Below are 22,417 nucleotides of genomic sequence, written 5' to 3'. Positions count from 1 at the left end.
GTATGACTTTAGCGACTCCTGAACAGTATGTGGCGATGCTTGATGCGGCCAGACGGGGGTCCTACGCCTATCCCGCCATCAATGTGACCAGTACGCAGACCTTGAACGCGGCCCTGCAGGGGTTGGACGAAGCCCAGTCCGACGGGATCATCCAGGTATCCGTGGGAGGTGCTGCCTACCTGTCGGGACAGCGCCTGGCCGACCGGGTGGCCGGTTCCATCGCCTTCACCAAGTTCGCCCACGAGGTGATCGCCCGCTATCCGAGCATCACCGTGGCCCTGCATACGGACCACTGCGCCCCGCAATACCTGGACGAGTGGGTTCGTCCCTTGCTGGCCTATGAGAAGGAGCAAGTGGCTCACGGTCAGGATCCGCTCTTCCAGTCGCATATGTGGGACGGCTCCGGGTTGCCCTTACAGGAAAATTTGGCCACGGCGGCAGAGCTGCTGGAGTTGTCCCGGGCCGCCCACACCGTTCTGGAGATCGAAGTGGGCACTGTCGGTGGCGAGGAGGATGGTCATTCGGCTGCTATTGATCAGCGGCTCTATTCATCGCCCGAGGATGGCCCCAGGGTGGTTGATGCCTTGGGTCTGGGCGAACGCGGCCGCTACATGGTGGCTTTCACTTTCGGCAACGTGCACGGGTCCTACAAGCCCGGTGTAGTCAAGCTGCGTCCTGATCTGCTGGGGCAGATCCAGGCCAGGACCGCCAAAGCCATATCCGATGGGGAGGTTGGCGGCATCCCCTCCCCGAGCGCCCCTGCCGACAAGCCCTTCCTCTTGGTATTCCACGGGGGATCTGGTTCGCAGCCGGAAGAGATTGCATCGGCCGTCGCTCATGGCGTGGTCAAGATGAACGTGGATACCGATACCCAGTACGCCTTCACCAGGGCCGTGGCAGGGCACATGTTCGCCAATTACGACAAGGTCCTCAAGGTGGATGGGGAGGTCGGCGAAAAGAGCGAGTACGACCCCCGTTCCTGGGGGCGCCAGGCTGAAGACGGCATGGCGGCGCGCGTAGTCCAGGCTTGCCAGCAGCTGGGCAGCGCAGGGCGGGCCATGAAATGAAACAGCATACGCAATCCAATTCATGCCAGCCCAGACAGGGAATGCACAAGACTGCTGCTTGGGGACTTCTGGGGTTCGGCGTATTGCTGATGCTCGATTCCTCAATGACCCCGATGAGCGGGCAGGCCGTATGGGCTCAGTCGTTGAAGTTACTGGTCGCCATCCTCCTCATGGTCTTCGGCATCTGGGTTCATGCATGCTCTCAACCCTGGGGCTACCCTCTTCTCGTGTCTGGCCATAGCCATCGAAGCCGGTCTTATGCTGGGCTCCATCATGGTATCCAGGCATAATCTTTGGATCTGCATAGGCTTTCATATAGGGTGGAACCTCACTGCGGCCCTGTTGGGAATTCCGGTCTCCGGCCAGCATATATACGGCTTCATGGTCATGAAGGTTCAGGGGCCGACCCTGCTGACCGGTGGATCATTCGGCATCGAAGCATCCCTGATCCCGGTCATCCTAGGGTTGCTCGTCAGTGCGGCCTTCCTGCTCTGTCGGGGCCGGGACACCATGATCGGCTCCAGGACCTGACCGGATTTTTCCCATTGCGGATCTGCCCATGCTGATTTGAAAGGTCTGAACGACCTCCAGCTCCATACATGGGGTTAGGCTCGTCTATGGATGGTCTGCCTTTGTTTTCCTTGAATGGCGACCAGTGGATAAGGAGCATCGTATGCCGGGAATCGTGATCGTCGGGGCCCAGTGGGGCGACGAGGGCAAGGGCAAGGCAACGGATCTGATCGGCGAGCACATGGACTACGTCGCCAGGTTCAACGGAGGCAACAATGCCGGCCATACCGTGGTGGTGGGCGACCAGGAATACGCCCTCCACCTTCTGCCTTCGGGGATCATTCATCCGGCCATTACCCCGGTCATCGGCAACGGCGTCGTGGTCGATCCGGCCGCACTCTTCGAGGAGATCGATGGACTCCAGTCCCGCGGTGTGGATTGCAGCCGGTTGAGGATCAGCGAGTCCGCGCACATAATCGCCCCCTATCATCGGACGCTGGACAAGGTGACCGAGCGCTTCCTGGGCAAGCATAAGATCGGGACGACAGGCCGCGGGATCGGCCCGGCCTATGCCGACAAGATCAACCGTGTGGGCATCCGTGTGCACGACCTGTTCAATGTCGACCACCTGCGCGACAAGGTGGAGGCAAGCCTACACCAGAAGAACCAGATGCTGGTCAAGCTTTACAACCGCCGGGCCATCGAGGTGGAGGCCACCGTTGAAGAGCTGGCGGGATACGCCGAGCGTCTTAAGCCCTACGTGGCCAATACCTCATTGATGCTCAACCAGGCTCTGGAGCAGGGCAAGAACGTGCTCTTCGAGGGGGGACAGGCCACCATGCTGGACGTGGACCATGGCACCTACCCCTTTGTCACCTCATCCAACTGTACGGCCGGGGGCGCCTGCACCGGCACTGGCGTGGGCCCGACCAGGATCGACCGTGTGGTCGGCGTGGCCAAGGCTTATGTGACCCGTGTGGGCGAGGGGCCCTTCCCCACGGAGCTGGACAATGAGCAGGGTGAATGGCTGCGCCGTCAGGGCCATGAGTACGGGGTAACCACTGGCCGCTCCCGCCGCTGCGGCTGGTTCGATGCGCTGGTCAGCCGCTATGCAGTACAGATCAATGGCCTGACCGACATCGTGCTGACCAAGCTGGATGTTCTCTCTGGTCTGGAGACCATTCCGGTCTGCGTGGGCTACGACATCACCCGGTCCGACGGCTCACACGTCAGGGTGGACCAGATGCCCGTGGACCAGGCCGAGTTCCAATCTGCCCAGCCGGTGTACGAGGAGCTGCCGGGCTGGCGCGAGGACATCTCCGGTGCCAAGAGCTTCGAGGAGTTCCCGACCAAGGCCAAGGACTACATCCATCGCCTGGAGGACCTGTCCGGCTGCCGCATCTCTGCTGTGGGTTCGGGCCCGGGCCGCGACCAGATCGTGCAGATCCATTCTCTGATCGACTGAGGAAGATCCATGGGTCTGCCCTGCCTGACTGCCTTCCCGGGGGCGGTCGGGACAGGAATCATCATCTCTACGGACAGGCCTCTGGGAGAACGACTGCACGGGACTATCGCTGATCTGATCGAGGATTACGAGTGTGCCCTGTCAAGGTTCAGGCAGGATGCCATACCTGCGCAAATGGCCCAGGCTACCCATGGGGGTAGGTTCGTCTTTCCTGACTACTGCCAGGGGCTGTTTGACCTGTATGACAGGCTGTATTCTGCTACCGGCGGGGCCTTGGACCCCATGGTGGGCGAGGATCTGACCCGTCTGGGATACGGCATGCAGCCCACTTTCCGGCTGCAGGCCGATGCCGTCGGTCATCTGGGACGGATCCATGGGCGGCCGACCTGGGGCAATGACCTCAGACGTCAGGGTGCTGTCCTTATGACTGCCGGTCCGGTCAGCCTTGATTTCGGGGCAGTCGGCAAGGGCTATTTGGTTGATCTGATTGCTGACCTGCTCGAACCTCGGGTCGAAGAGTATGTGATCGATGCTGGCGGCGACATGCGTATGCGGACCTCTCACCCGATCTCCATCGCTATGGAAGATCCCGGTGATTTGTCTGCAGGCGTGGGCCGGATTGAGCTGTCCTGTGGTTCTTTGTGCGCCTCGGCACCCAGCCGCCGCCATTGGGCCGACCGGTCCGAGGATGCTGCAGCGGCAGGGTTAACGGCACTTCACCACATCCTGGACGCCATTGACGGCCGTCCAGTTGACCGTGTGCTGGCCTCCTGGGTAGTGACTGAGGAAAAGGACAATGAACACCCCACGGGCCTGGCTGATGGTCTGGCCACTGCCCTCTTCCTGGTGCAGCCGGATGTGCTGGCTGCCGGATTTTCCTTCGCCTGTGCGCTGATGTATGCCGACCGTCAGGCCGTGATCTCCGACGAATTTCCGGGTCGGTTCTTTACTGACCCCAATATCCATCCGTCCACATAGTGGACCAGTCTCGCTGGACCGGCCGAGGTCAGGCCTATGGTCGGCACCAATGCGGATGCGCAGAGAACGCATCCGATTCGAGGATGATGAAGGGAGGTTCGCCGTGATGACCAGCTTGACAGACACCCGCCGATTCGGCACCGTGTCCGCACGAATTATTAGCCCGTCCTCACCGGCGGACTGACTCGACAATCTTCATTGTTCGACCCCGTCGGAAGGCGGGGCTGGACGCATAGGCTTCATCGCATCAGACCCTGCCAACAGCGGGGTTTTTCTATAAGGAGATGAGATGAAGTGACGGCAAACGACGTTAGTGTTGCTTCCCCGGCCTCGGCAGCCTCCGTGTCCGGCAGCACCCGTGTGACCCGCAGCTCGGTTCGCACAGTCATCGGGGCTTCCATGGTCGGCACGGCCATCGAGTTCTACGATTTCTACGCTTATGGGACGGCTTCGGCCAACTATTTCCCCAAGCTCTTCTTCCCCAAGACCGATCCGACCGTGGCCCTGCTGGCATCCCTGCTGACCTTCGCCATCGCTTTCATCGCGCGGCCCTTGGGGTCCTTGATCTTCGGACACTTCGGTGACCGCCAGGGACGCAAGACAACCCTGGTGGTCTCCCTGCTGACCATGGGTTGCTCCACGGTCCTGATCGGTGTCTTGCCCACCTACGCCACCTGGGGGCTCTGGGCCGTGGTGGTCCTCTGCCTCTGCCGGTTCGTGCAAGGCATTGGCCTGGGCGGCGAGTGGTCCGGCGCAGCCCTGGTGGCCACCGAGAACGCCCCGGAAGGCAAGAGGGCCCTCTATGGCTCCTTCCCTGAGCTGGGCGCCCCCATCGGCTTCTTCCTGGCCAACGGAACCTACTTCCTGCTGGAGATGTTCTGCACCCCTGAGCAGATGCTGAGCTGGGGCTGGCGCGTGCCCTTCCTGCTCTCCGCCATCCTGGTGGTCGTAGGACTGGCTGTGCGCGTCTCCATGCAAGAGACACCCATTTTCCAGATGGCCTTGGATCAGCAGAAGGTCGTCAAGACCCCGTTGCTGGAGGTCTTCCGCAAGAGCTGGCGCCAGGTGCTCCAGGCCACCTTCCTGGTCGCGGTCACCTACACCCTCTTCTACACCCTGGCCACCTGGTCCCTGGCTTACGGCACCAAGCCCAAGTCCCAGGGAGGCGGCGGACTGGGCTTCACTAACCAGGAGTACCTACTCATGCTCATGGTTTCCATCCTGGTCTTCGCCCTCTTCATCGTGCTGGCCTGCGTCTATGCGGACCGCATCGGCCGTCGCCGGGTGCTGATCGGCAGTTCCGTCATGCTGGTGGTCTTCAGCCTGGTCTTCCCCTACCTGCTCATGGCCCATCACAACACTTTCCAGGTCATGGTCTTCCTCTGCGTCGGATTCGCCCTGATGGGCATCGCCTTCGGGCCTATCGGCGCTTTCCTGCCGGAGCTCTTTGACGCCAACGTGCGCTACTCGGGTTCCGGTATCGGCTACAACTTGGCGGCCATCGTGGGCGCGGCCTTCGTGCCTACCATCGCCACCTGGCTCTCCTCCCACTGGGGAGTGCGCTCGGTCGGGCTCTACCTGGCCGTCATGGCGGTCTGCTGCCTGGTGGCAGTGCTGACCTGCCACGAAACCAAGGATGTGGACTTCACCAAGTAAGCCCCGGATGCATCCCGCCGGCCGGTTCTTTGAATCGCGTCGGTGTCCGAACAACGAATTGCGGACAGTCCATCTGGCCATATCACGAGTATGGTTGGAGGCATACCGTATCCATTGGGTACGGATCGGGGTCAAGGACAAAATCCGTCGCCCCGGTCGAAAGAGCATCGTCCGCCTGGAACAACGACAGGAATTCACAGTATTTAGCGTTCCCCGGCCTGGAAGAGCCGGTCCGGTTGGACCGCACATAAAGGAGTGTAGATAATGGCAGCACAGATCTGGTATGAGAAGGATGGGGACCTTTCGGTTCTGGATGGCAAGAAGGTGGCCATCATCGGCTACGGTTCCCAGGGACATGCTCATGCACTGAACCTGCGTGATTCCGGTGTGGACGTTGTGGTCGGCCTGCGCGCCAACTCCAAGTCGGTGCCCTTCGCCAAGGAGCAGGGCCTGGAGGTCAAGACCGTGCCCGAGGCCACCAAAGAGGCCGACATCGTCATGATCCTGGCCCCCGACCAGTACCAGCGCAACATCTGGCGGGACGACATCGAGCCCAACATCAAGGAGGGTGCGGCAGTCGCCTTCGCCCACGGGTTCAACATCCATTACGGCTACATCAAGCCCAGCGCCGACCACCCGGTCTTCATGGTGGCCCCCAAGGGCCCGGGCCATATCGTCCGCCGTGAGTATGTCGCTGGCCGTGGCGTGCCCGTGGTTGTGGCCGTGGAGCAGGATCCGCGCGGCGACGCCTGGGACATCACCCTGGCCTATGCCAAGGCTCTGGGCGCCCTGCGCGCCGGCGCCATCAAGACCACCTTCAAGGAAGAGACCGAGACCGACCTCTTCGGCGAGCAGGATGTGCTCATGGGCGGCGTCAACCACCTGGTCGAGGCCGGCTTCGAGGTGCTGACCGAGGCTGGCTACCAGCCGGAGATCGCCTACTTCGAGGTCTGCCACGAGCTCAAGATGCTGGTCGATCTGATGAACGAGGGCGGCCTGAACAAGGCCCGCTGGTCCTGCTCCGACACCGCCCAGTACGGCGATTTCACCTCCACCGTGGTGGACGAGTCCACCAAGGACAGGATGCGTCACCAGCTGCAGCGCATTCAGGACGGCTCCTTCGCCAAGGAGTTCATCGACGACCAGGATGCCGGCGCCCCCAAGTTCAAGGAGCTCCAGGAGAAGTACTCCCACGAGAAGATCGAGGAGGTCGGCCCCAAGCTGCGTGCCATGTTCTCCTGGAACAAGGACGTCAAGGATGCCGACGAGGCCCAGTCCTTCACCGGCAAGATCGCCCGTTCCCAGGTGCAGTGACCTCTAGGTTCTGTTGGGAGGACCTTGTTTGGTCCGACTGACCATTCAGCAAATGGCCGTTCCCTCATCCGGATGCAATGCCGATGAAGGAACGGCCATTTTGTTATCATGACCCGACGCTTACGTTTCAATCGTGTGGTCGGATTGTTTCACTGACCGGATCGGTCATGTGGATATGTGCAATATGCAATGCCAGAGGATGTACGGCGGTGCCCCACCCATATGGTCAATTCATCTGGGTGGGGCACCATTGGTTATAGAGGACGCGGTTTTTTACAAGGTGTCCTCCGTGCCTGCTGTGTCCTTCTGCTTCAGCGGGCGGATTCGGCGCCGGACACGTCCATGTCCTTGAGGCGCACGATCTTGGTGTGGTTGACGAACTTGAAGCCCAGGTAGAGGACCAGGACCAGCACCACGCTGAAGTAGGTCATGGCCATGTGCGACCAGTTCAGGCTGAGCAGGGAGGGGATATCCTGTCCGGCGATGACGATGACGCAGAGCACCATGGCCAGGATCGGGCCGAACGGATAGAGCTTGGAGTGATACTTGAGTTCACTCAGGTCGTGTCCCTGGAGCTTGAAGGCCCTCCGGAAGCGGAAGTGGCTCAGCGCGATGCCGATCCAGGCGATGAACCCGGTCAACCCAGTGGCGGTCACCAGCCACATATAGAAGGACTGGCCGAAGATGCTGGAGGCAAAGGTGGCCAGGGACATGCAGACCGTGGCTACCAGGGCCGCCAGGGGGATGCCCCTCTTGGTGGTCCTGGCGAAGATGGCCGGAGCATAGTGGTCCTTGGCCAGTCCGTAGAGCATGCGGCTGGAGGCGTAGGCCCCGGTGTTGACGGCCGAGAGGATGGATGTCAACACCACCGCGTTCATGACGCTGGCCGCCGAGGCCAGGCCGGCCCGCTGGAAGACCAGGGTGAATGGCGACATGGCGATGTTCCCGTCAGAGGCTCCCAGGAGGTTGGGGCTGGTGTAGGGAATCAGGGCAGCGATAACGAAGATGGACAGCACATAGAAGAGCAGGATCCGCCAGAAGACGTCGTTGATGGCCTTGGGGACCGCCTTGCCGGGGTTCTCGGACTCGCCAGCGGTCACGCCTACCACCTCGGTGCCTTGGAATGAGTAGCCGGCGATCAGGAAGACGCTCATGATGGCCGGGAATCCGCCCACGAAGGGGGCGTCCTTGTAGGTGAAGTTCTTCAGGCCGACCGCCGGCTGGAACATGATTCCGCAGATCATGGCCATGCCGATGACCAAGAAGACGATGATAGTGGCCACCTTGATCAGGGAGAGCCAGAACTCGGTTTCCCCGAATGCGGAGACCGTCAGGGCGTTGATAAGGAAGACGATGACCAGGACCAGCAGGCTCCAGATCCATCCCGGGGTGTGTGGCAGCCAGTACTGGATCAGCAGGGCTGCGGTGGAGATGTCCACGGCACCCGAGATGGTCCAGTTCAGCCAGTAGTCCCAGCCCATGGCGAAGCCCAGGGCCGGATCCACGTAGCGGGCGCTGTAGGCGGCGAAGGATCCCGACACCGGCAGGTGGGTGGCCAGCTCGCCCAGACTGGTCATCAGGAAGTAGACCATGACGCCCATGGCGATGTAGGCCAGAAGTCCTCCGCCGGGGCCGGCTGTGGAGATGGTGGAGCCGGAGGTCATGAACAGGCCGGTGCCGATGCAGCCGCCCAGGGCGATCATGGAGATGTGGCGGGTCTTGAGGTTGCGCTTGACGTTGCCATAGCCATGGTGCTCTTGCCCGGCCCGGTCGGATTGATTGGTGTTCGACGCTGCATTGCTGGTGTTCTGCGTCATGATCCTCCTCCTTTTGGCTGGGCGACGCACCGGGGAGTCCGGGGTCGTACTGAAATTGTGATTCTTGATATTGCCGGCTGGATGTCGGAATAGATTCATATAGCCGGGTCCTTGGGCCGGTCCTCGAACGCTTAGGGAGTCTATGCCATTGGTGTGGCTTTCCAGCTCCCATGGTCATAATGTGTCATGCTAGTTGACAAATCTTTCATAGCGATTCAGGATCCCCGCTCAAATCCATGGTCTCCAAGGGCACGATTCGGGTATGGTGTCGGATCTTGTAGCCCAGGTAAAGGGCAAGCACCAGAGGCACGCTGATGTAGGTGACGCCGATCTCCTGCCAGTTCCAGTTGACGAAGGCCTCGATGTTTTGCCCGCCGATGACGACGACGCAAAGGATCAGAGCCAGGATTGGCCCCAGGGGGAAGAGCTTGGCATGGTAGCGCAGCTCCTCAACCCGGTGGCCCTGGACCACCCAGGCGCGGCGGAAGCGGTAGTGGCTCAGGGCGATGCCGATCCAGACGATGAATCCGGTCAGCCCCGAGGCGGCCACCAGCCACATGTAGATCCGCTGACCGAAGATGCTGGCAGCGAAGGTAGCCAGGGAGACCACGAGAGTGGCGACCAGCGAGGCCATGGGGATGCCGTGTCGGGTGGTGTGCCCGAAGAAGGCCGGGGCGTAATGGTCCTTGGCAAGAGCGTAGAGCATTCGGGTGGAGGCGTAGACACCTGAGTTGGCAGATGAGAGGACCGAGGTCAGGATGATGGCGTTCATGACGCTGGCTGCCGAGGCCAGGCCCGCCCGCTGGAAGACCATGGTGAAGGGTGACATGGCGATGTCCCCTTCGGCGGAGCTGAGCAGATTGGGGCTGGTGTAGGGGATCAGCGCGGCGATGACGAAGATGGACAGAATATAAAAGAGCAGGATCCTCCAGAAGACATCGTTGATGGCCTTGGGGACCGCCTTGCCGGGGTTTTCGGACTCGCCGGCAGTGACGCCAATCAGCTCGGTGCCCTGGAAGGAGAAGCCTGCAATCAGAAAGACGTTGAGAATGGCGGGAAATCCGCCCACGAAGGGGGCGTCCTTGTAGGTGAAATTGCCCAAGCCTATGGCCGGACGGAACATGATTCCGCAGATCATGGCCAGACCGATGACCAGGAAGACGATCACTGTCACCACCTTGATCAGTGCGAGCCAGAACTCGGTCTCGCCAAAGGTGGACACGGTCAGGGCGTTGATCAGGAAGATGACCACCAGGACCAGGAGGCTCCAGACCCAGCCAGGGGTGTGTGGCAGCCAGTATTGGATCAGCAGGGCTGCGGTGGAGATGTCCACAGCCACGGTGATGGCCCAGTTCAGCCAGTAGTTCCATCCCATGGCAAAGCCTAGGGCCGGATCCACATAGCGGGCGTTGTAAGCGGCAAAGGAGCCGGAGATAGGCAGGTGGGTGGCCAGCTCACCCAGGCTGGTCATCAGGAAGTAGACCATGAGACCCATGGCCGCGTAGGCCACCAGTGCGCCTCCCGGCCCGGCCTTGGCGATAGTGGACCCGGAGGTCATGAACAGGCCGGTGCCAATGCAGCCGCCCAGAGCGATCATGGTGACGTGTCGGGTCTTGAGGTTGCGTTGGACCCGGTCGTCGGATGCGGAGGGGTCGTCTTTCTCGCCCTGCCTGGTCGCCATGACTGCTCTTCTCCTCGAACTGATCTGAGAGCCCTATGACGACGGTTCCGGCCAGTTCCGCTCAGGCGGAATCCAGGCAGGTTGCCTGTCTGTGACACTGCACATAGCGCTCCGCAACATCTGGTTGCGACAGTCCCGGACCTGTTCGACCCGGGCCCAACGAGTCGGATGGGCGGATCCGAACCGTTTCGGCCGGACCTCCTTTCACCGGGAGTATGCGACACCGCACTGTCTGATCCCGGTTACTGATAGGTTCGGCGACCTCATCAGTGGTTTTGTAATCACGAGACAGCATAGAGTGATTCTCAGACAAGGCCCAAATGGCTTCTGCTTTTCTGCAATGTCCATGGCCGTGCTGGCAATCCTGGCTGCGCCTATTGACCGCGTAGGATGGGCGTGAATTCGTTAGGAAAGAAGGCAGTGACTGATGAAGGTCGATGATATCAAGGTAATCGGTAATATCGGGGCGGGCACCATGGGGCATGCAACGGCGCTCCAGTTCGCCATGCGGGGGTATCCGGTCCGGTTGGTGGACTCCAGCCGCCAGGCCCTGGACCGGGGGAGGGGACTGATCGAGCATGATCTGGATACCTTCATCGGTGCTGGTCTGATTTCCCAGAATCAGAGGGAGGGCGTGCTGGATCGCATCCAAGAGGACACTGATTACGGCATTCTGGCTGACGCTGACTTTGTTATCGAATCCGTCTTGGAAGACATGGACGTCAAGCACCAGGTTTGGCAGCAGGTGGAGGCCATAGTTGGCGAGCAGACCATTCTGGCCACCAACACCTCAGGACTGGGACCCACTGGAATTGCCTCGGTGCTGCGGCATCCCCAGCGGTTCCTGGTGGCTCACTTCTGGAATCCCGCCCAGCTCATGCCCCTGGTCGAGGTGGTGCCTGCTGCGAACACTGACCAGGGCGTGGTGGATACCACGGTCGAGCTTATGAACCATATCGGCAAGCATGCCGTGGCGCTGTCCACGGAATCGCTCGGGTTCGTAGGCAACCGCATCCAGGCGGCTGTTATTCGAGAGTGCCTGAATATCGTGGAACGGGGCATTGCCACCCCGCAGGCCGTGGATGAGATCGTCACCTACAGCCTGGGCCGACGGTGGAGCATCCTTGGGCCCATCGCCAGCGCTGATCTAGGCGGACTGGATGTATTCGACAATATCTCCAAGTACCTCTACGACGATTTGGACAACCGTCCGGGCGAGGACCCGGTTCTGAAGTCCAAGGTCCAGGCCGGTCAGCTGGGCGCCAAGAGCGGCCAGGGGTTTTATTCATGGCAGGGGGCCGAGAGCCAAGCCATGATCGCCGACCGCGACCAGCGGCTGCTGGAGGCGCTGGTCGCGGACCACAAGAAAGAGAAAGACCGCTGAGTTCTCCCGCTTATATCATTGGCGCGCTCGCCGCTGGGTCAGTTGGTAGGACACCAGCAGGACGATAAGCCAGATAGGCCCGGCGATGACGGCCACCCGGTAGCTGGATGAGAAGCACATGAGTACCACGATCATGGCCAGGAAGGCCAGGACCGCCCAGGGGGTCACCCGGGCAAAGGGCAGCTTGAAGTGTAGGGCGTTCAGAGCGCTTTCGCCGGTCTTGCCCGCCAGGTCGCCGGGGCCTTCACCGCGGGCAACAGCACGCCGGAAGAGCATCTCGGTCACCATGATCATGGACCAATTGATGATGGCCGAGATCGTGGCGATGCTCATCAGGTAGTTGAAGGCGAACTGGGGCCAGAGGAAGACCACGACCACCGCCAGGGCGATGATGCAGGCCGAGGTCAGCACTCCTGCGTAGGGCACGCCGCCCTTGGACAGCCGTCCCAGGTACTTGGGGGCATTGCCCTGCCGGGCCAGGGAGAAGAGCATGCGGGAGTTGGAGTAGAGGGCCGAGTTGTAGACGCTCATGACTGCGGTCAGGCAGACGAAGTTGAGGATGCCTGCGGCCGCGTGGACTCCCACCGAGTCGAAAATCTGGACGAAGGGGCTGACGACCATGCCCTGGGCATTGGGCTTGCCGATGGCGTTCCAGGGAACCACGGCCATGATCACTCCAAGCGTCAGGATGTAGAAGACCAGGATCCTCCAAATGATGGCGTTGGTGGCCTTGGGGATGGTCCGACGGGGATCCGAGGCTTCTCCGGCGGTGATGCCGATGAGTTCCGTGCCGCCGAAGCTGAACATGACCACAGCCAGCGACATAAGCAGACCGGTCCACTGGCCGTTGGCGCCATGACGCATCAGTCCATTGGGCAGGAATCCGCCGCCCACGGTGAACCAGTTGGCAAAGGAGGCCCGCAGTCCGTTGGCCGTGGGCAGGGCCATGACCACGACGGCCAGTCCGCCGATGATCATGGCCACGATGGCTGCGATCTTGATGATGGCGAACCAGAACTCAAACTCGCCAAATTTGCTGACGCCCATCAGATTGGCTGCCGTGATGACCACCAGGAAGAAGGCCGCAGATACCCAGGCGGGTATTGCCGGGAACCAGAAGTTGACGAAGGTGCCCACTACGGAGAGTTCGACCATGGATACAAGCACGTAGTTCATCCAGTAGTTCCACCCTGAAACGAACCCTGCCCGTTTGGACCAGTAGCGGGTGGCGTAGTAGCTGAAAGCGCCGGACTTGGGGTCTTCCACGCTCATTTCGCTCATGGCCCTGACGATCATGAAGATGGCTAGACCGCCTATCAGATAGGCGATGATGATGGCCGGCCCTGCCAATGAGATGGATTCCCCGGACCCGTAGAAGAGTCCCGTTCCGATGGCGCCGCCCAGCGAGATGAGCTGGATATGCCTGTTCTTCAGGGTTTTGCGCAGGTCCTTGCCCTGCGACTCCTTGGGTTGATCCATGGGGATGTCATTCCTTAGATGGTGATGGTTGTCAACTGGATACCGCCGGCTGACAGGCCCAACCCTATCGAAGCCGACCCGCGCAGGATGACCAGGCCTTTGCATTGTGGAATATAGGCGTCCGCCATATGAGACGTTCAATTCACCAAATCGTGACCGCTGGGTCCTACCATGGGCGTCGGTGCCTGCCGCCTGCTCCCGGTTATCGACACCTCTGTGGTATTGCTGTCCTACCGGCCTCGACAGGATGTCCCTTCTTGGACGGCGATGATTAATGGGTTGTGAAGACAAGGAGGTGCAGTCGCATGAACCGTACGGGCAATGGCCCTTTGGCGCAACAGAATCAAGGTGACAGCGCCTCGGCAGGCGACGGTATGGAACGCGGTCTGAGCAACCGTCATGTGCAGTTCATCGCCATCGGCGGCACCATCGGCACCGGGCTCTTCCTGGGGTCGGGCAAGTCCATAGCCCTGACCGGTCCCTCCATCATTCTGGTCTACATCGGCGTGGGGCTGATCATGTACCTGCTCATGCGGGCCATTGGCGAGCTCATGTATCGCAGCCCCGTCCAGCACACCTTCATCGCCTTCATCAGCCGCTACCTGGGCCAGGGGTGGGGGTCCTTCGCCGGCTGGTCCTACTGGATCGTGCTCATCCTGATCGGCATGTCCGAGCTGACTGCCGTGGGCACCTACTTCGTCACCTTCTTCGGCACCTTCGGCATTGATCTGAGCGCCTGGCGGGGTCTGATTGAGTTCTGCTTCCTGACGGCCATGGTGTGCATCAATCTGATTGCCGTGAGGGTTTTCGGGGAGACCGAGTTCTGGTTCTCCATGATCAAGATCACCCTGATTCTGGCCATGATCGTCACGGCTGTGGTCATGGTCATCACAGGCTTCCACTATCCGGCCGTCCACATGCCGGGACAGGACCGGATCAGCCCGGCTGGGCATGCCGGCCTGGACAACATCACCAGCGGTCTGAGCCTGGCGCCCAACGGGTGGATGGCCTTCTTCATGAGCTTCCAGATGGTCTTCTTCGCCTACGAGATGATCGAATTCGTAGGGGTGACCGTATCCGAGACGCAGAATCCCCGCAAGGTCCTGCCCAAGGCCATCAATCAGATCATCCTGCGCGTACTGATTTTCTACGTGGGTGCCCTGGTCGCCATCATGCTGATCGTGCCCTGGCGCTCCTTCCGCCCCAACGCCGACGGCAGCTTCACCTCGCCATTCGTCATGGTCTTTCGTTACGCGGGGGTGGACTGGGCGGCCGCATTGGTCTTCTTCGTGGTCATCACGGCAGCCAGCTCCTCGCTGAATTCCCTGCTCTATTCCGCCGGCCGCAACCTCTTCCAGTTGGCCGCCGCCGGCCGCTCTCCTGTGATGCGCAGCCTTCATACGATTTCACGCCGCGGCAAGGTGCCTGCCCGGGCCATCATCCTGTCCGGAGTGCTGATCCTCTTATCTCCGGTGTTGCATATGCTGCCCGGCTTCGAGAACACCTTCGTCCTGTTCACCTCCTGCTCCAGCGCGGTCATCATCTTCATCTACATTCTGACCCTGCTTGCTCACCGCCGCTACCGGACCAGCCCGGACTTCATGCCTGATGGGTTCATCATGCCGGCCTACCGGGTGACTGGAGCCATTGCCATCGCCTTCTTCGTCCTGATCTACCTCTCGCTCTTCCTGGCTCCCGACACCCGGTATCCAGCCATACTGGGATTGGTCTGGCTGCTGGTATTCGGCGGCATCTGCCTGTGGAAGCATAAGGGTGAGCCGTTGTCGGTCGACTGACCTTCTGCGAGCGCGGGCGCATTATATGGCCTTAAAGGGCTATAAACAAGTCTGTTTTTCCGTTTGTGCTTGGGCTAGATTGATTTTCGGTAGCTGTCAAATCGGCCTTCGTTTCTCGTGGGTTCGATAACGAGGGATTGACGAAGGAGATCATCGCCCATGGTTGCACAGGTCGGCAGGACGCGAGTGGCCAGGACCGCTGGTTCCCTGCTCTCATACCTGCTGTTGGCCCTGATACTCCTGGTTCTGCAAACCCCGCAGTCGGCCATGGCGGCGAGCGCGGCCACGGATTATGACAGCTGGACCCAGGTGGCTGACTCCGTATCCCATCAGCTGGACCGAGGGTGTGAGGACTATGGCCATGGAGATCGCGCCGGGGCCGCCTCGCAATTCATGGGAGCCTACAACGTGGGTTATGTGGGCTCTGGGTTCGTTTCGGTCGTGGAGTCGACCTTAGGGCAGGATAAGCGCAACGGTCTGGACGGGCAGTTCCAGGCCCTGCAGAACCAGGCCTACGCTCCGGATAACGGGCAGGCCCTGACCCAGGGCAGTGAAAAGCTCAAGGCCGATCTGGCTGCTGCGGCCACCCAGCTGGATGCCACCCAAGGGCTGGCCAATCCCCGTGCCTATGCCAGGGCTCAGCAGGAGCAGATCAAGGCGGACCGTCGAAGGCTGGACGCAGCCAAGAAGCATCGGAATAACGGCAAGGGCGATCGGACCTGGACTCAGGTGGCCCACGAGATGACGCCCATCCTGGATCAGGCGCTCGCCGAGGCATCCAAGGGACAGGGCCAGGCGGGGTCCGACCTGGTCAACAAGGCTTATTACCAGTATTACGAAAAGCTGGGCTTCGAGAAGAACGTCATGAATGCCATCAGCGGCAACAGGGTCTCCCAGGTCGAGTACCAGTTCAAGGAGACCCGGATGGCCATGGTGGCGGGCAAGCCGGCCAAGACCCTGGTGAACGACCTGAAGAGCATGCTGGTCGAGGACGCAGCCATTCTGGACGGAGGCGCCGCAGACCAGGTCAACGGGTGGACGTCCTTCCTGACCTCCGCCTTCGGACAGGCTTTTGTGGTCCTGTTGCGGGAGGGGTTGGAGGCCATCCTGGTGGTGGCCGCCATCATTGCCTACCTGGTCAAGTCCGGCCATAAAGACAAGGTTCGGCACATCTACTGGGGCATTGCAGCGGGCCTCGTAGCCAGCGGGCTGGTGGCCCTGCTCTTCACCCTGCTCTTCAACGGGAACGGTCCCCAGCAGGAGATCCTGGAGGGCGTGGTGGCCCTGGTGGCCATGCTCATGTTGCTCTACACCAGTAACTGGATGCTGTCCAAGTCCTCTGTGGAATCCTGGAACCACTACATCCGGAGCCGGACGGTGGCGGCCATCTCGAAGGGCAGCGTGATCTCCCTGGCCCTGCTCTCCTTCCTGGCGGTCTTCAGGGAGGGGGCGGAGACGGTCATGTTCTACCAGGCCATCTTCGCCATGGCTCCCGGTGGCAGACGGGAGATTTGGACCGGTTTTGCAGCTGCCGCCGTGGTCCTGGTCATCGTCTTCGTGCTCATTCGCTTCACCTCGGTCAAGATCCCCATCCGGCCCTTCTTCATCATCACCAGCCTGCTCATGGCGGTCATGGTGGTCATCTTCGCCGGCGGCGGTGTCCATGCCCTGATTGAGGGCGATCTGGTGCCGGCCACCTATCTGCCCGGTGTGCCCACCAGCGACTGGATCGGGCTGTATCCCTACACACAGACCATCGGCGCCCAGATCCTGGCCGCCCTGGTCGTGGTCGTGCTGGCAATTGTGTCGACCCGCCGCCTGCACAAGCAGGAGCGGTTGCGGTCGAATCAGGACTCCGGCGGGTCGCCGTCGGCAACCGTCCATCAGACGGAAGCCGAGCAGGCCGCCGAAGGGGCTGTGCCCTCTGAGGTCACGGCATCCATGCAAACACCAAAGAGCGAAGGACAATCATGAAGAAGAGACAACTGACCGCCCTGGTCGCGCTGGTGCTCTCAGGCACCTTGGCCCTGGCCGGGTGCGGCTCCAGCGGGTCAGGCACCCGTGAGGCCCAAGCGCCTGAGGCCTCCGGTGCCTCCCAGTCCTCGGCGGGCAAGGGGGCCGGGTTCGAGGAGATCCCCATTCCGCCCGACGATCAGCAGAAGGGTCCCCTGAACATTGGCACGGTCTTCTTCCAGCCCATCGACATGGAGCCCGCATCCATGGGTCTGAAGGCAGCCGATGCCAGCCTGCACCTGGAGGCTGATATCCATGCCCTGCCCAACAACAACCTGGGCTATGCCAAAGGTGAGTTCGTTCCGGATCTGACCGTCAACTACACCATCCAGAACAAGGATGACCCCAACGACAAGCAGTCCGGCACCTTCATGCAGATGAACGCCTCGGACGGCCCGCATTACGGAGCCAACATCAAGATGGAGAAGGCCGGATCCTACAAGCTGACCTATTCCATCGACTCTCCGGAGAAGAAGGGATGGATGCTGCACGTCGACCCGGAGACCGGCGTGAAGGGACACTTCTGGACCGAGCCTATTGTGGTCAGCTGGGACTGGGACTACACGCCCCACCAGTGGTAAGCTGCTATGCGCCATGCTTGAGCAATTTGTCACGGTCTTGCCAGGGACGCTGGCCCCGGCCCTCCTGGTCATGGTTTTCAGCGTCCTTCTGGGGGTTGGCGAGGGCCGCGATCGGCCCCGCTCCTCCTCCTGGCGACTGATTGGCCTGGGGGTCGGCGTGCTGGGGGCGTTGGTCTTTGCCCTCCTGCGCGCCACCGTGATTATTAACCGCCGGACCATGGTCAACTACCCGACCCTGGTAGCCTGCGTTCTGACCGATCTGGCGGCCATCGTGGTGGTGCTGGTCGCCGACCGGCTGGTCTCAGACTGGCATCGCCGCCCCTGGGCCATGGATCTGGCTAACGGTTTGGCGGCCCTGGCCATAGCGCTGACCACTTTCCGTGCCCTGCCCGATGTCATCCTGCAGCTTACGGCCTTTGTGGAGCCGGGGGAGCCTGTGCTGACCTCGGCCATGCTCCTGCGGGCCCTGGGCTTCCTGCTCGGTCTGGCTGCCGCTGTGACGGTGGCCGCCATTCTGAGGACCATGCATACCTCCTGCCCTCGGATAGCCTTCCGCCTGGCCGCTCTGCTCATGGTGATCCTGCTGCTGGTCCGGCACGCCGTAGCCCTGGTAGCCCTGATGCAGACCACCGGCCTGATTCTTCTGCATGGATGGGCCTTCCGGGTCATGGCCCTGGGATACAACGCCGACCTGATCCTGGTTCTTGCCCAGGTGCTGGTCTTCATCATTCCGGTTCTGGCCTGCCTGGTTGCGGGCTGGCGCATGCCGGTGACTGGAGCTTCCACAGCCGACGACCGTAGCCACCGGGCCTTCCGCCGAAGGGCCCTGGCATCGGCGGTCTGGAGCCTGGTGGCCATGATCGGCGTCACCCTGGCACTGACGGTGGGCACCGCCAAGGCCCACCAGGTGCCCGTGCTCTCGCCTCCTGAGCGGTATTCCCTGACCGCTGATACGGCTACCATTCGTTTCTCCCAGGTGGAGGATGGCCACCTGCATCGATTCAGCTACCGGGCCAAGGACGGCACTGAGATGCGCTTCATCATCATCCGCAAGAATGGTGCAGCCTATGGGGTCGGGCTGGATGCCTGCGAGAACTGCGGGGATGCGGGCTATTACGAAAAAGACGGCAAGATCATCTGCAAGAAGTGCGACGTGGCCATCAACCTGGCCACCATCGGGTTCAAGGGCGGCTGCAATCCCGTACCCCTGCCATACAAAACCGGCCGGGGCGCCATACTGATCAGCACCGCCGACCTGGATGCCCTGTCCTCACACTTCAAGAGCTGAAAAAGGGAAGGAGCGGTTGGTATGTTCTTCATGCGAATGATGCTGCGGTCATTCAGCCGCCAGTTTGGGCGAAGAATGCTCATCGCCGTCACGGTCTGCCTGTCTGCCTGCGTAGCTACGGCCATGCTGGGGGTGGTCTTCGATGTGGGCGACAAGCTCAACGCGGAACTGTCCACCTATGGATCCAATATCACGGTCCAGGCCAAGGCGGATGCCGTGGTCTCCGACCTCTACGGCGACCAGGAGGGCGGCCCCTCAAGCGACGAGTCAACACCAACCGCCTTCCTCAAGGAGTCCCAGGTGCCCAAGATCAAGACCATCTTCTGGGCCTACAACATCACCGACTTCGCCCCCCGCCTGGACCTTCGCGGCACTGTGGACCAGGTCAGCGCCCCTCTGGTGGGCACCTGGTTCGGCCGGACCGTCAAGGTGGACAGCGGCGAGAGCAGCACTGCGGGTCTGAAAGGTCTTCGACCCTGGTGGAAGGTTCAAGGACGCTGGCCCAAGGACGAGGCTGGGTCCGGCGGCGGGACCGAGGCCATGATGGGCAAAGAGCTGGCGGCACGACTGGGCGGCAGTCAGGTTGGTGACCAGGTCAAGGTCGGTCTGGGCGATCAGCGGCGGACCGTCACCATTGTAGGCATCTTCGACTCCGGTGATGCCGATGCCTCCTCCCTCTACCTGCCTACCCGGCCGCTACAGGAGATGTCCGGCCTGACCGATCAGATCGACCAGGTGGAGGTCAAGGCCCTGACCACGCCCGAGAACGATCTGGCGCGCAAGGCTGCGCGAAACCCTGCTGCCCTCTCCCAGGACGAATGGGAGACCTGGTACTGCACGGCCTACCCCTCATCCATCGCCTACCAAATCGAGGAGGCCATCCCCGGATCCATGGCCAAGCAGGTCAGGCAGGTGGCGGCCCTGCAGGGCGACGTTCTGCAGAAGACCCAGGCGGTCATGATTCTGATGACCGTGCTCAGCCTGCTGGCGGCAGCCATCGCCGTGGCCAATCTGATGGCATCCTCCATATCCGAGCGGTCCTCGGAGTTCGCCCTGCTTAAAGCTCTGGGTGCCACTGATGGAGCCGTGTCCAGACTGGTGCTGGCCGAGACGGCCCTGATCGCCCTGGCCGGGGCTCTGGTCGGTGCTCTGCTGGGCTCCGGAGTGGCTCAGATCGTGGGCAGGGTGGTCTTCGGCTCAGGCATCACCATGCGGCCCATGGTTTTCGTGCTGGTTTTCGTGCTGCTGGCCCTGACCGTGCTGCTGGCATCCATCTCGTCCATCAGATCCATTCTGCGGCTTCGGCCGGCGGAGGTGCTTCATGGCCGCTGATCGCCATAAGAGCCATATGACCAATACCCGCATGTTCCTGACCATGCTCTTCGGGGCCGTCTTCCGTCGTCGAGGCAGGGCCCTGATGGCGGTGGTGGCCTCCCTGGTGGGGGCGGCCACACTCTTCTGCCTGGCGGCGGTCTGCATCGAGGCCCCTAGACAGATCAACCAGGAGATGCGTTCCTATGGGGCCAATTTGATCGTCTCGCCCATTCAGGGGGGCAACCGGTCCGAATCCGGCATCGAACAGGGCATGGTGGACCACACCACCCATATGGTGACCGCCAAGGCTCCGGCAAGGTACGCCACCTATCGATATGAGACGGTGCAGGTCAATGCCGGGGCCCGCGTGATGGCCGGCATCCACCCTGACCAAGTGCGTCGGCTCAACCGCCACTGGAGCGTGGAGGGTTCCTGGCCCCGGCCCGGTTCGGTCATGGTGGGGCGGGACCTGGCTGATTCGCTTGGGCTGACCACTGGCAAACAGATGACCATCGGCTATCCGGCCGGACAGGTCACCAACACAGGCAAGGCCGGAGGCCAGGGCCGTGACTTTCGTGTGGGCGGCATCGTCGATACCGGTGGTCCCGAGGATCGGATCATCTACGCCGACCTGGCCGACCTGGAGCTCCTGACCGGGGCCAAGCGGGGTACCGATGTCATTGAATACTCGGTCAACACCATGACCTCGGGGCTAAAGACCATTGCCGCAGGCATCAACGACATGACCTCCATGGGGGTCAAGGCCCGGCCGGTCACCAGGATCACAGCGGGCGACAGCCATACCATCGCCATGCTCCAGTCGCTCTTCTGGCTGGTTTCTGTGGTGGTGCTGGTCCTGACCTTTGTGGGCGTGGGGACCACCATGGCCTCCATCGTCTCCCAGCGGCGCAGCGAGATCGGCCTGCGCAAGGCCCTGGGCGCTTCCTCGCGGGGGATAGCTATGGAGTTTCTGGCGGAATCGGCCTGCTACGGATTGGCAGGAGGCCTGATCGGCACGGCCCTGGGCTATGGCTTCGCCCGGCTGCTCTGCCTGTCCGTCTTCCAACGGCCGCTGGGCTTCAACTGGTGGCTGGCCCTGGGCACGGTCCTGCTGAGCGTGGCCATATCCATGATCGCATCCATCCGGCCGGTCCTCCGGGCTTCGCGTATCGACCCGGCCCTGGTTTTGAGGGAGGAATGACAATGACGCAGGCAAAGGCGAACGAGTCCCCGTCGGGCGGCGGCATGCTGCTGGATTTGGACCATGTATCCAAGATCTACGGCGATCTGCATGCCCTGGACGATTTGAATCTGAGCGTCCCGCAAGGTCAGTGGCTGGCCGTGGTGGGGTCATCCGGCTCAGGCAAGACCACGCTGATGAACATTCTGGGCTGCATGGACACCCCCAGCCGGGGCTCGGTCCGTCTGCAGGGGCGGCCATTGGAGGACCTGAGCCAGTCCCAGCTGGCCGATGTGCGCAAGAACGTGATAGGCCTGGTCTTCCAGAAGTTCTACCTGGTCCCGCATCTGACCGCCCTGGAGAACGTCATGGTGGCCCAGTACTACCACTCGGTGGTGGACGAGGACCAGGCCATGAAGGCTCTGGACCGGGTGGGTCTGGCGGATCGGGCCCGCCACCTGCCCAGTCAGCTTTCGGGTGGCGAGCAGCAGCGGGTCTGCGTGGCCCGGGCGTTGATCAACGAGCCCAAGCTGATCCTGGCTGACGAGCCCACTGGCAACCTGGACGAGGCCAATGAGCGGATTGTGCTGGACCTCTTCAGGCAATTGCATGACCAGGGGACCTCTTTGATTGTGGTCACCCACGATGCCCTGGTGGCCTCCTGCGCCCAGCGGGAGATCATGCTCAACCACGGTGTGCTGGCCGGCGAGCAGTGGAATGATGAGGAGGCCAAGCGGGCCTACCTTGCTGCCGGAGGCCGTCCGGCCTTCAGTGGAACTCCTGTCGATTCCGGGGACCAGGATATTCCGGTGGGCTTCCATGACCCCACTAAGATGGCCAAGACCGGCGGCTCCTTGCCGGGATCGGCCGCTGAATCAGAAGGAGGGCGTTGAA

17 protein-coding genes and 1 riboswitch are annotated in these 22,417 nt (G+C 61.7%); of the genes, 14 read left to right on the top strand and 3 right to left on the bottom strand.

What is annotated here, in order from left to right:
* Positions 1-2: 2 nt before the first annotated feature.
* From fbaA to ilvC, 6 genes are all read left to right on the top strand, one after another.
* On the top strand, positions 3-1,067 hold the full coding sequence (gene fbaA / locus H3T90_RS05350) for a class II fructose-bisphosphate aldolase (protein WP_198229821.1): 1,065 nt from the start codon (positions 3-5) through the stop codon (positions 1,065-1,067).
* 192 nt (positions 1,068-1,259) lie between these two features.
* Positions 1,260-1,598, top strand: a complete 339-nt coding sequence (locus tag H3T90_RS05345) for a hypothetical protein (protein ID WP_198229820.1) — start codon at positions 1,260-1,262, stop codon at positions 1,596-1,598.
* Between the two features lie 142 nt (positions 1,599-1,740).
* On the top strand, positions 1,741-3,042 hold the full coding sequence (locus tag H3T90_RS05340) for an adenylosuccinate synthase (protein WP_046323543.1): 1,302 nt from the start codon (positions 1,741-1,743) through the stop codon (positions 3,040-3,042).
* A 9-nt stretch (positions 3,043-3,051) separates the two neighbouring features.
* Positions 3,052-4,020 carry an FAD:protein FMN transferase gene (locus H3T90_RS05335; protein ID WP_198229819.1) on the top strand — a complete coding sequence of 323 codons (969 nt, stop codon included), beginning with the start codon at positions 3,052-3,054 and terminating at the stop codon, positions 4,018-4,020.
* Positions 4,021-4,419: 399 nt separating this feature from the next.
* Positions 4,420-5,676 (top strand): MFS transporter, encoded by a 1,257-nt coding sequence (locus H3T90_RS05330; protein WP_195760154.1) that lies wholly within the window; start codon positions 4,420-4,422, stop codon positions 5,674-5,676.
* A 264-nt stretch (positions 5,677-5,940) separates the two neighbouring features.
* The gene (gene ilvC / locus H3T90_RS05325) at positions 5,941-6,990 is read left to right on the top strand and encodes a ketol-acid reductoisomerase (RefSeq protein ID WP_015022635.1); all 1,050 of its coding nucleotides are present in this window, start codon (positions 5,941-5,943) and stop codon (positions 6,988-6,990) included.
* A 311-nt stretch (positions 6,991-7,301) separates the two neighbouring features.
* On the opposite strand, the gene H3T90_RS05320 is transcribed toward ilvC, so the two are convergent.
* Both H3T90_RS05320 and H3T90_RS05315 read right to left on the bottom strand, forming a co-directional pair.
* Positions 7,302-8,807 carry an amino acid permease gene (locus H3T90_RS05320; RefSeq protein ID WP_198229818.1) on the bottom strand — a complete coding sequence of 502 codons (1,506 nt, stop codon included), beginning with the start codon at positions 8,805-8,807 and terminating at the stop codon, positions 7,302-7,304.
* 205 nt (positions 8,808-9,012) lie between these two features.
* Positions 9,013-10,488, bottom strand: coding sequence for an amino acid permease (locus tag H3T90_RS05315; protein ID WP_198191188.1), 1,476 nt, complete (start codon positions 10,486-10,488; stop codon positions 9,013-9,015).
* Positions 10,489-10,584: 96 nt separating this feature from the next.
* A riboswitch (Lysine riboswitch) is annotated at positions 10,585-10,763 on the bottom strand.
* A 152-nt stretch (positions 10,764-10,915) separates the two neighbouring features.
* On the opposite strand from H3T90_RS05315, the gene H3T90_RS05310 reads away from it, so the two are divergent.
* Positions 10,916-11,872, top strand: a complete 957-nt coding sequence (locus H3T90_RS05310) for a 3-hydroxyacyl-CoA dehydrogenase family protein (protein ID WP_198229817.1) — start codon at positions 10,916-10,918, stop codon at positions 11,870-11,872.
* Between the two features lie 15 nt (positions 11,873-11,887).
* Here H3T90_RS05310 and H3T90_RS05305 read toward each other — a convergent pair whose 3' ends face one another.
* Positions 11,888-13,351, bottom strand: coding sequence for an amino acid permease (locus H3T90_RS05305; protein WP_198191190.1), 1,464 nt, complete (start codon positions 13,349-13,351; stop codon positions 11,888-11,890).
* A gap of 305 nt (positions 13,352-13,656) precedes the next feature.
* On the opposite strand from H3T90_RS05305, the gene H3T90_RS05300 reads away from it, so the two are divergent.
* The 7 genes from H3T90_RS05300 to H3T90_RS05270 all read left to right on the top strand — a co-directional run bounded on the left by H3T90_RS05300 (position 13,657) and on the right by H3T90_RS05270 (position 22,416).
* Entirely contained in the window at positions 13,657-15,147 is a 1,491-nt protein-coding gene (locus H3T90_RS05300; protein ID WP_198191191.1) for an amino acid permease, read from the top strand.
* A 159-nt stretch (positions 15,148-15,306) separates the two neighbouring features.
* Complete coding sequence (locus tag H3T90_RS05295; RefSeq protein ID WP_198229816.1) at positions 15,307-17,121, top strand: FTR1 family iron permease; 1,815 nt, start codon at positions 15,307-15,309, stop codon at positions 17,119-17,121.
* Positions 17,118-17,741 (top strand): iron transporter, encoded by a 624-nt coding sequence (locus H3T90_RS05290; RefSeq protein ID WP_110417790.1) that lies wholly within the window; start codon positions 17,118-17,120, stop codon positions 17,739-17,741. The genes H3T90_RS05295 and H3T90_RS05290 overlap by 4 nt, the downstream gene beginning before the upstream one ends.
* A gap of 13 nt (positions 17,742-17,754) precedes the next feature.
* Complete coding sequence (locus H3T90_RS05285) at positions 17,755-19,029, top strand: DUF2318 domain-containing protein (protein ID WP_198191193.1); 1,275 nt, start codon at positions 17,755-17,757, stop codon at positions 19,027-19,029.
* A gap of 21 nt (positions 19,030-19,050) precedes the next feature.
* Entirely contained in the window at positions 19,051-20,361 is a 1,311-nt protein-coding gene (locus tag H3T90_RS05280; protein WP_198229815.1) for an ABC transporter permease, read from the top strand.
* Positions 20,362-20,377: 16 nt separating this feature from the next.
* Complete coding sequence (locus H3T90_RS05275; protein ID WP_198229885.1) at positions 20,378-21,544, top strand: ABC transporter permease; 1,167 nt, start codon at positions 20,378-20,380, stop codon at positions 21,542-21,544.
* A gap of 44 nt (positions 21,545-21,588) precedes the next feature.
* Positions 21,589-22,416: an ABC transporter ATP-binding protein gene (locus H3T90_RS05270; RefSeq protein ID WP_046323936.1), complete on the top strand. Its 828-nt coding sequence runs from the start codon at positions 21,589-21,591 to the stop codon at positions 22,414-22,416.
* Position 22,417: the final 1 nt, after the last annotated feature.

The organism is Bifidobacterium polysaccharolyticum, assembly GCF_016101585.1.
Lineage (GTDB): Bacteria > Actinomycetota > Actinomycetes > Actinomycetales > Bifidobacteriaceae > Bombiscardovia > Bombiscardovia polysaccharolytica.
This window is presented reverse-complemented; position numbering and strand designations above follow the sequence as displayed.

Coding starts and splice junctions, on each gene's coding strand:
- fbaA (WP_198229821.1), top strand. CDS start 3: ATGACTTTAGCGACTCCTGAACAGTATGTGGCGATGCTTGATGCGGCC.
- H3T90_RS05345 (WP_198229820.1), top strand. CDS start 1,260: ATGCATGCTCTCAACCCTGGGGCTACCCTCTTCTCGTGTCTGGCCATA.
- H3T90_RS05340 (WP_046323543.1), top strand. CDS start 1,741: ATGCCGGGAATCGTGATCGTCGGGGCCCAGTGGGGCGACGAGGGCAAG.
- H3T90_RS05335 (WP_198229819.1), top strand. CDS start 3,052: ATGGGTCTGCCCTGCCTGACTGCCTTCCCGGGGGCGGTCGGGACAGGA.
- H3T90_RS05330 (WP_195760154.1), top strand. CDS start 4,420: ATGGTCGGCACGGCCATCGAGTTCTACGATTTCTACGCTTATGGGACG.
- ilvC (WP_015022635.1), top strand. CDS start 5,941: ATGGCAGCACAGATCTGGTATGAGAAGGATGGGGACCTTTCGGTTCTG.
- H3T90_RS05320 (WP_198229818.1), bottom strand. CDS start 8,807: ATGACGCAGAACACCAGCAATGCAGCGTCGAACACCAATCAATCCGAC.
- H3T90_RS05315 (WP_198191188.1), bottom strand. CDS start 10,488: ATGGCGACCAGGCAGGGCGAGAAAGACGACCCCTCCGCATCCGACGAC.
- H3T90_RS05310 (WP_198229817.1), top strand. CDS start 10,916: ATGAAGGTCGATGATATCAAGGTAATCGGTAATATCGGGGCGGGCACC.
- H3T90_RS05305 (WP_198191190.1), bottom strand. CDS start 13,351: ATGGATCAACCCAAGGAGTCGCAGGGCAAGGACCTGCGCAAAACCCTG.
- H3T90_RS05300 (WP_198191191.1), top strand. CDS start 13,657: ATGAACCGTACGGGCAATGGCCCTTTGGCGCAACAGAATCAAGGTGAC.
- H3T90_RS05295 (WP_198229816.1), top strand. CDS start 15,307: ATGGTTGCACAGGTCGGCAGGACGCGAGTGGCCAGGACCGCTGGTTCC.
- H3T90_RS05290 (WP_110417790.1), top strand. CDS start 17,118: ATGAAGAAGAGACAACTGACCGCCCTGGTCGCGCTGGTGCTCTCAGGC.
- H3T90_RS05285 (WP_198191193.1), top strand. CDS start 17,755: ATGCTTGAGCAATTTGTCACGGTCTTGCCAGGGACGCTGGCCCCGGCC.
- H3T90_RS05280 (WP_198229815.1), top strand. CDS start 19,051: ATGTTCTTCATGCGAATGATGCTGCGGTCATTCAGCCGCCAGTTTGGG.
- H3T90_RS05275 (WP_198229885.1), top strand. CDS start 20,378: ATGACCAATACCCGCATGTTCCTGACCATGCTCTTCGGGGCCGTCTTC.
- H3T90_RS05270 (WP_046323936.1), top strand. CDS start 21,589: ATGCTGCTGGATTTGGACCATGTATCCAAGATCTACGGCGATCTGCAT.